General features: G+C 35.0%; 4 protein-coding genes. All 4 read right to left on the bottom strand.

Annotated features, from left to right (window positions below):
* Window positions 1–87 precede the first annotated feature (87 nt).
* Window positions 88–2,865, bottom strand: coding sequence for a S9 family peptidase (locus CJF42_RS24195; RefSeq protein WP_095369090.1), 2,778 nt, complete (start codon window positions 2,863–2,865; stop codon window positions 88–90).
* Window positions 2,866–3,068: 203 nt separating this feature from the next.
* The gene (slmA, locus tag CJF42_RS24190) at window positions 3,069–3,656 is read right to left on the bottom strand and encodes a nucleoid occlusion factor SlmA (RefSeq protein WP_095369089.1); all 588 of its coding nucleotides are present in this window, start codon (window positions 3,654–3,656) and stop codon (window positions 3,069–3,071) included.
* Between the two features lie 90 nt (window positions 3,657–3,746).
* Window positions 3,747–4,976, bottom strand: coding sequence for a bifunctional phosphopantothenoylcysteine decarboxylase/phosphopantothenate--cysteine ligase CoaBC (gene coaBC / locus CJF42_RS24185; protein WP_095369088.1), 1,230 nt, complete (start codon window positions 4,974–4,976; stop codon window positions 3,747–3,749).
* A gap of 220 nt (window positions 4,977–5,196) precedes the next feature.
* Window positions 5,197–7,471: M1 family metallopeptidase (locus CJF42_RS24180; RefSeq protein ID WP_141235656.1), on the bottom strand; the 2,275-nt coding region annotated here is incomplete at its 5' end.

The following is a 7,471-nucleotide window of genomic DNA, read 5'->3' as shown; positions in this document are numbered from 1 at the left end:
TAGGATAAGACAAACGAACAAAAAAATCAGGAGAAAATGCCTCTGGCCTCCACAATTTAAATTGATGATTTTTTCTAAATTAGAAAACTATTCTTCAATAAAAGCTTCGCCTTGCTGCATCCATAATGGCGCAGGTTTGCCTTTAAGGTGATGCTCAAAATATTCCATCATGCGAATTGAAAAATCGACTTGATTAGGGAATTTTTTTAAGTGATGGGGTTCCCCTTCGTATTGTAAGAATATGGCATCTTTTCCGGCTCTACGTAAGGCTAAATAATATTGAATACCTTCTTGCCAAGGTACCGCTCCATCTTTATCGCCAAACATGATCATAATAGGTGTATTCACTTTATTGGCAAAAAATACAGGTGAATTTTCAATATAAAGCTCAGGCGCTTCAAATAAATTTTTACCTATACGACTTTGCCCTGTTTCATACTGAAATTGACGAGCTAAACCAGACTTTAAACGTATACCACTATAAGCGCTTGTCATATTTGATACAGGTGCTCCAGAAACCACTGCTTTAAACATATCAGTTTGCGTTACCATAAAGGCACTTTGATACCCGGCCCAAGAGTGACCTTGTAAACCTATTTTATCTGGATCAGCAATACCTAAATCAATTAGCTTTTGTGTCGCATTGATCATAGTCTTGGTTGAAGAGCGACCAGGGTGTCCAACTTCAAAGCGAATATCAGGTAAAAAAATCCCATAACCATTTGAAGTAAACATGGGGAAGTTAGGTCTATGGTTTAATTCCATTTTTGGAAAGTCATACATACGTTGACTCATATAACGATAAAAATAGATCACAATGGGTAGTTTATCGCCTTTTTTATATGTAGCAGGCTTAATTAATACACCTTGAAGATCTTCACCATCCCAACCTTTATAGCTAATAAGCTCAGGTTTTTGTGCCCAATCAAAGTTTGTCATTTGTGGATTAAGGTGAGTAACTTGTTGTTTATGATTAAAGCTTACATCAGTTTGCCAAATATCAGGGAATTGATGATAGCTTTGTTGGGTAAATAATAACTTATCAGAATGTTTCGCTTTTTTGATTAAATCAAAACGACTTTTACCTTCAAGTACCTTAGTAATTGAGTTTTCGTTTAAGTTTAATTTAGCTATTTCAGTCTGTTTATCTTTAAGGTTAATGGCTTTAACAAATACCGTATCGCCTTTTTTAAAACCCACGCTTGTTTTATCAAGCTGAATAACACGATAGCGTGTATTAGTTTTTTCGCCATTAGTTAAACGTGTTGCTTTTAATGAATTAGTATCAAATGCCCAAATATCGTATTTATCATAAACTAATACTGCGCTACCATCAGTCATCCAGCCAGCAAAGCCATAACCAGGTACTTCTGTAGGGTAGTCATGTCGATCATCACTAAAGAGACTGCGCATCCCTTTAGTTAGATTATTTAGCTTAGCAGTTTGCATGTTTTTAAGGTGCACATGGCCATCGTCAAAATAAGCAGCAAAACGACCTTTTGGAGATAAGCTAGGTCTTGAACGTGTATCAGATATAATTTCTTTACGTTCACCTGTTTTTACATCTACAGCGTAAAAATCAGCAAAGAATCCTTCATACATGATTCTTTCTAGATGTTGATTGTTTGATACACCTAATAATGCATGTTTTTCTTTATGTAAATTTATATCATTCATATCAGGTGTGGCTAATTGAATACTTTGTTGAGTGTCTAGGTGATATACAGCTTGAAAGTGTCGGTTTTTATCGTCTTTATTCCAAGTAACTTGCTCTCTTGGTTTTATTTGTGCGTCATTATTGTGCCAAATTTTTAGCCCTTTTTGATCTCGAATCGTGGCATAATCAATTAAATCTTCAGTTGTTTTGTATTTCTTTTTTTCTATTTTCTTAGCAAGAGCTGGGCGCGTTTTAAAGTAAAGTCTTTCACCTGCATCAGACCAGTTGATTTCGGCTGTTTTACCTATAAACCAGTTCTCTTTAGGTGTTAATATTGTTTCTAGTTCACCTTTTGTGTCATGCCAAATATACAGTTGGTATTCGCGACGGCGTTTATCGTCATTTATGTAATTACCGGCTGTAAAAGCAACGCTTGATTGCTCTGGATGCCAACTTATGTGGCTGGCAACGATACCAGGTTCACTCATTAGTGGTGTTACTTTATAATTATTTGCTAAATCAATTAAAGATATTTGATTGTTAACGCCATCCTTAACCACCTTACTCACTAACATTTGCTCACTGGTATGGCTAAAACCATAAGTTAAAATGTTATTTAATGTGTGGCTGGTTTGATCTTTTAACTTCACAATAACCAAGTTATATGGCGTATCTTTTTTATCTGCTTTGATGGCTGATTTGTCTTTACTTTTATCTGCTGATTTTTCTTTGTTATCAGGTTTTTTATCATCAGATTTTTCATCTAATCGATAAGCTAACCATAAGCCATCATCAGATAACTTAAAGTCTTTTACATTTTCAAATTCAAATTTTTTAGTGGTTTTTGCATTGATCAATGTCAGTGAATTTGTAAGCTTATTTTTTTCTTTTTTTGAAGCACTTTCACTTTTTAATAAGCTTGGTTTTACTGTAAAACCAATCCAACTTGCATTTTTATTTATAATTGGCTTTATACCTTGTGGTACTTGAGCTAATAAGTCATTAGTTGCAAGGCTATATATTTGGCCTTGTACATCACCACGATAAGGTGTTGCTGTCAAAGCTAAAATTTTACCATTTTCAGATAACTGCAGAGACTTAGCATATTTAAAATCAAATACATTATTAAATTGTAGCGTTTCTTTTGCATGAGCTGCGCTTGTTGCAAGAATGATCGCACTCGATACAACAAAGAGGAGACGTTTCATAAATTCGTTTATAACTTTTATGTGTTTAAGGTACTGCCATTGTAAACACTCAATCACTGAGGTCGAGAGTAAATGAGTTAAATTGAGCACAAATGAGACGAATTTATATAGAAAAGCTATTAGGGGATTAATGAGATGAAAGATTAGAAGGAGACTAACTAATGCCTACTAAAGTGTAGGCACTTTTAATGATATGCGCGTAATTAATGCCAAGCTAAAGCAAGTTGTTGCCATTGTGCTTCGAAAGATGCACTTGGCTTTTGTTTGAAATCAGAACGCACAAACTGATTCATTTTTCCTTCTACAAAAGCTAAAAATAAGTTTGCTAAGTATGATTCATCGATTGTGAAAGTTTTAGATTCGCGTAATTTTCGTTCACGTAAAACTTGTTTTAATTGAGTTTCTAGTTTTTCAAAAAGACTTTGAATACGTGATCGTAATCGTTCTTGTTCACCTTGAAGAGCATCACCGGTAAGTATACGTGTTATACCAGGGTTTTTTTCAGCAAAACCTAAAAGGAGCAACAAAATATTATAAATACGGCTTTTGGTTTCTTTTTCGTTATCTAAAATGATATTGATACGAGATAACAAAGTATCTTCAATGAATTCAATTAAACCTTCAAACATTCTCGCTTTACTTGGAAAATGACGGTAAAGCGCAGCTTCAGATACACCTACTTCAGCAGCAAGTTTAGCTGTAGTGATCCTTTGACCAGGATTTGATTCTAGCATTTGAGCTAATGACTGGAGAATTTGCTCTTTTCTATTGCTACTTTTTTTAGCAGGCATTTTTATCCCTTTCTTCTAATTCTTATTCTTAGGATCGCAGTTGTTTTTGTATTTTTTTATAGTCGCTCAGCATAATAAAATGGCTGTACTTTAAAAACAAGCATTAGCAATGGTTTTTATGATATCGATAGCTAAAGTTTGCTTACTGTTTTCAGGTAAGTTTAACTGAAAATCTTTACCTTGTTTATCATGCCAATATAGAGTCAGTGCGTTACGTTCTGAGTTAAAACCTAACCCTTCTTGAGAGACATCATTGGCACAAATCATATCTAAATTTTTATTTTTTAATTTACCTTGTGCATATTGTGCTACATTTTGAGTTTCTGCGGCAAATCCAACGGTAAAGGGCCGATTCGAAGTTAATGCCGCCACAGAAGCAATGACATCAGGGTTTTTAACTAATGTGAGTGATATTTCATTGCCTTGTTTTTTTATTTTTTGAGTTTTTATATCAGCAGATCGGTAATCTGCAACAGCTGCACAACCAATAAATATATCAGATTTTGGCGCTAACTCTAATGCAGCTTGTTGCATTTCTAAGGCACTAGATATATTAACTCTATTGATATTGTAGGGGGTGACTAAGTTAACTGGGCCACTAATAATATTAACGGTTGCACCTAACTGTTCAGCTGCAATGGCAAGGGCATAGCCCATTTTACCTGAACTATGATTACTAATGTAACGTACTGGATCTAAAGCTTCTCTCGTTGGTCCTGCTGTGATGGTAATCGTTTTACCTTTTAAAGAGATGCCATGCGTATTTTGTTCTTTTTCACTAAAAAAATTAATACATTTATCAACGATATCGAGAGGATCTAACATTCTGCCTAACCCTAAATCTCCACAAGCTTGCTCACCACTTGCAGGCCCCCAAATATCCACATCACGTTGTTTTAATAAACTTAAGTTAGCTTGTATTGCAGCATGTGCATACATTTGTTGATTCATAGCAGGTGCTACAGCTACTTTACTCGGAGTGGCTAATAAAATAGTCGTTAATAAATCGTCGGCAATACCATGCGTCATTTTAGCTATGATATTAGCAGTTGCAGGGGCAATTAAAATTAAATCGGCCCATTTTGCAAATTCAATATGGCCCATCGCAGCTTCAGCATTTGGGTCTAATAATGAATCAGAAACTGGTTCACCTGATACAGCTTGCAATGATAAAGGTGTCACAAATGATTGTGCCGACTGAGTCATCACTACTTTAACTTTCATGCCATACTCTTTTAAACGCCTTACTAATTCAGGACATTTATAAGCAGCAATACCACCTGATATGGCTAATAATATTTTTTTGTTTATATGACTCATGCGTTAATTTCATTTGGGACAATAACTATATTTTATAAGATAACATGTTAAGGGATGACATAAAAAGAGTTGGGTTTTTATTTGTTGGAAATAAACATTGAATTGTAGGTGAGGTTTTAGCTTTTTAGAATAAATATTAACAAGTTAAGCTAAAGCTCAACCTACAGAAAAAATGGCTGTAGGTGAAATTCTATCCTTACGAATTATATTAAAACTTAAATTAAAACTGCTTTAGGTATTGGTTAACCGAAGCAATTTCTCTATTTTTCAGTCTAATACAGTCATTTACACTTTCGTCAATTTTACTTAAAGTTCGACCAAATGCGGGTGTCGTTTCAAGTTTTGGTTTAAAGAAGTTTTGCGTATCTTTTAAGTCTTTTGCATCACAACCAGCGCCTGTATAACTAGGTAAATGTGGCAGAGAGAAAGGCGGTAGCTTTTTACTTAGGACATCGAAATTTGTGTAAACCCAATTTTGGAATTGTGCTTTGCGTGCTTTTTTATATGTATGTCCACTCATAATATAATGCATATCTGATGCCGTTATTTTATCAGTCATCATGTAGTCTAATGTTTTTAACTGTAGTGCTTTATCCCCAAAGTAAGATAAAGCAATCAATAAGTTGGTTCGAGCTTGTGGATCTTGAGTTGTTTCAAAGGCTTGAGTAAAGTTCGTTAATTGTTTTTCATCACCATAAAAAGCGGCAATTTCTAAATATGTGCCAGCAATATAAGGGTCGACTTTTGCGCTATTTTTTATATATTTAGCTGCTTCATTTTTTGCTAATTTGATGACTTTTTGATTTTTACCTTCAAAAGCAAGCAGGCTTATCAGTTGAGGTCTAAGTTTGCTGATCGCAGCTTCTTCGCCTTTTTTAGCTGTTAAACCATATCTATTAAGTGTACTTTGTGCTTTTTCAGCAATAAATTTAGCCCACACATCTTCATTACTTTCATCAATAAAGACACGCTTTTGGCTTTGAATATAACCGAGTGCCATCGATACAACACGTGGGTGTGCATCATCAATAAATTGACCTAAAGTCTTAAGTAAATTACCACCAGACATTAAACCAGCATCTAATAAAGCATCACTTGCAGAGATAAAGGCACGTCTTTCACGTACAGTCAGTACGTCAGCGGCATTTGTTAATAATGTGTCTAATTGTTTGTCTTGTAATACCCAGCGGTAGTAGCCCATAGCGTTAGCATCAGGATAAATCCATTCTGGTTCGAAATCTAACTCAATTTTTGCTGAATCAGATTTAAGAAGTATTGTGGCTTCTTTTACTTCATTACCACGACCATATTTGATTGATACTGGCACGCTCCAAAGTTGTGCTGGTGCATTAACACCTTTATTTGCAAAACGACTTTGCGATAAAGCAACAGTAGTACCATCTTGTTTTACTGTAATAAGTGGGAAAGAAGATTGTTCAATAAATGATTGTAAAACGCTTGCTACATCTTTACCTGATGCTTTTGCAAGTGCATTCCATAAATCTGAAGCACTTGCATTGCTAAATGCAAATTCCTTTATATATGCTTGAATGCCTTTTTTAAAGTCTTCTTCACCAATCCAATTTTCAACCATAGACAATACAGCGCTACCTTTGCTGTATGCTAGGCCTAATCCATCCATAATGTCATCTTCAGTTTTGATAGGTTTACGAATAGGTTTAGTTGAAAGTCGAGCATCCATTGCCATCACATTATTTTGAGGCAAGCTTAAGTTTGATCCAAACTCAGGATGTAATTTATGTGTTACCTTTGCAGCCATCCAACTCGCAAATGCTTCATTTAACCAAAGGTCGTTCCACCATTTCATCGTTACTAAGTTACCGTACCATTGATGCGCTAATTCATGTGCAATAACAGATACAGAAGTTTGCTTGGCATTTTGACTTGAATTTTTGTCATCAATTAATAATATATCTTCACGATAAGTAACTAGGCCTGAATTTTCCATTGCACCAAATGGGAACTCTGGTACGCCAACAGAATCTAGTTTTTTATACGGATATGGGCTACCAAAGTAACTCTCAAGTGTGGCTAAAATAGCCGGCATTTCATCTGCTGCATATTTTGCCAGTTTTTGTTTTTCTTTACTTGTAATGATACGGCCTTCGATTGCCATGCCTTCAACTTTAGTTTCAACAAATGGTCCTACTGCTAAAGCAACTAAATAAGAAGGAATGGGTGGTGTTTTATCAAAATGATGGGTCGTCATATCACCAATAACAACAGTTTTTAATTCAGGTGTATTTGCATATACTTTTTGGGTTGTAGGTGCTGTAATTGTGAGTTGAAATGGGATTTTGTAACCAGGCTCATCAAATACAGGGAATGCACGGCGGGCATCGCTCATTTCAAATTGAGTGAATAAATAAGGAAGGTCTTTATCGATAGTTTTATATAAACCAACAGACTGTTTATTATAAGGTGCCGTAAAATCAATATTTAATGTATATTTTCCGTAACACCTCAATAACCCG

The organism is Pseudoalteromonas sp. NBT06-2 (assembly GCF_002276045.1).
GTDB lineage: Bacteria > Pseudomonadota > Gammaproteobacteria > Enterobacterales > Alteromonadaceae > Pseudoalteromonas.
This window is presented reverse-complemented; position numbering and strand designations above follow the sequence as displayed.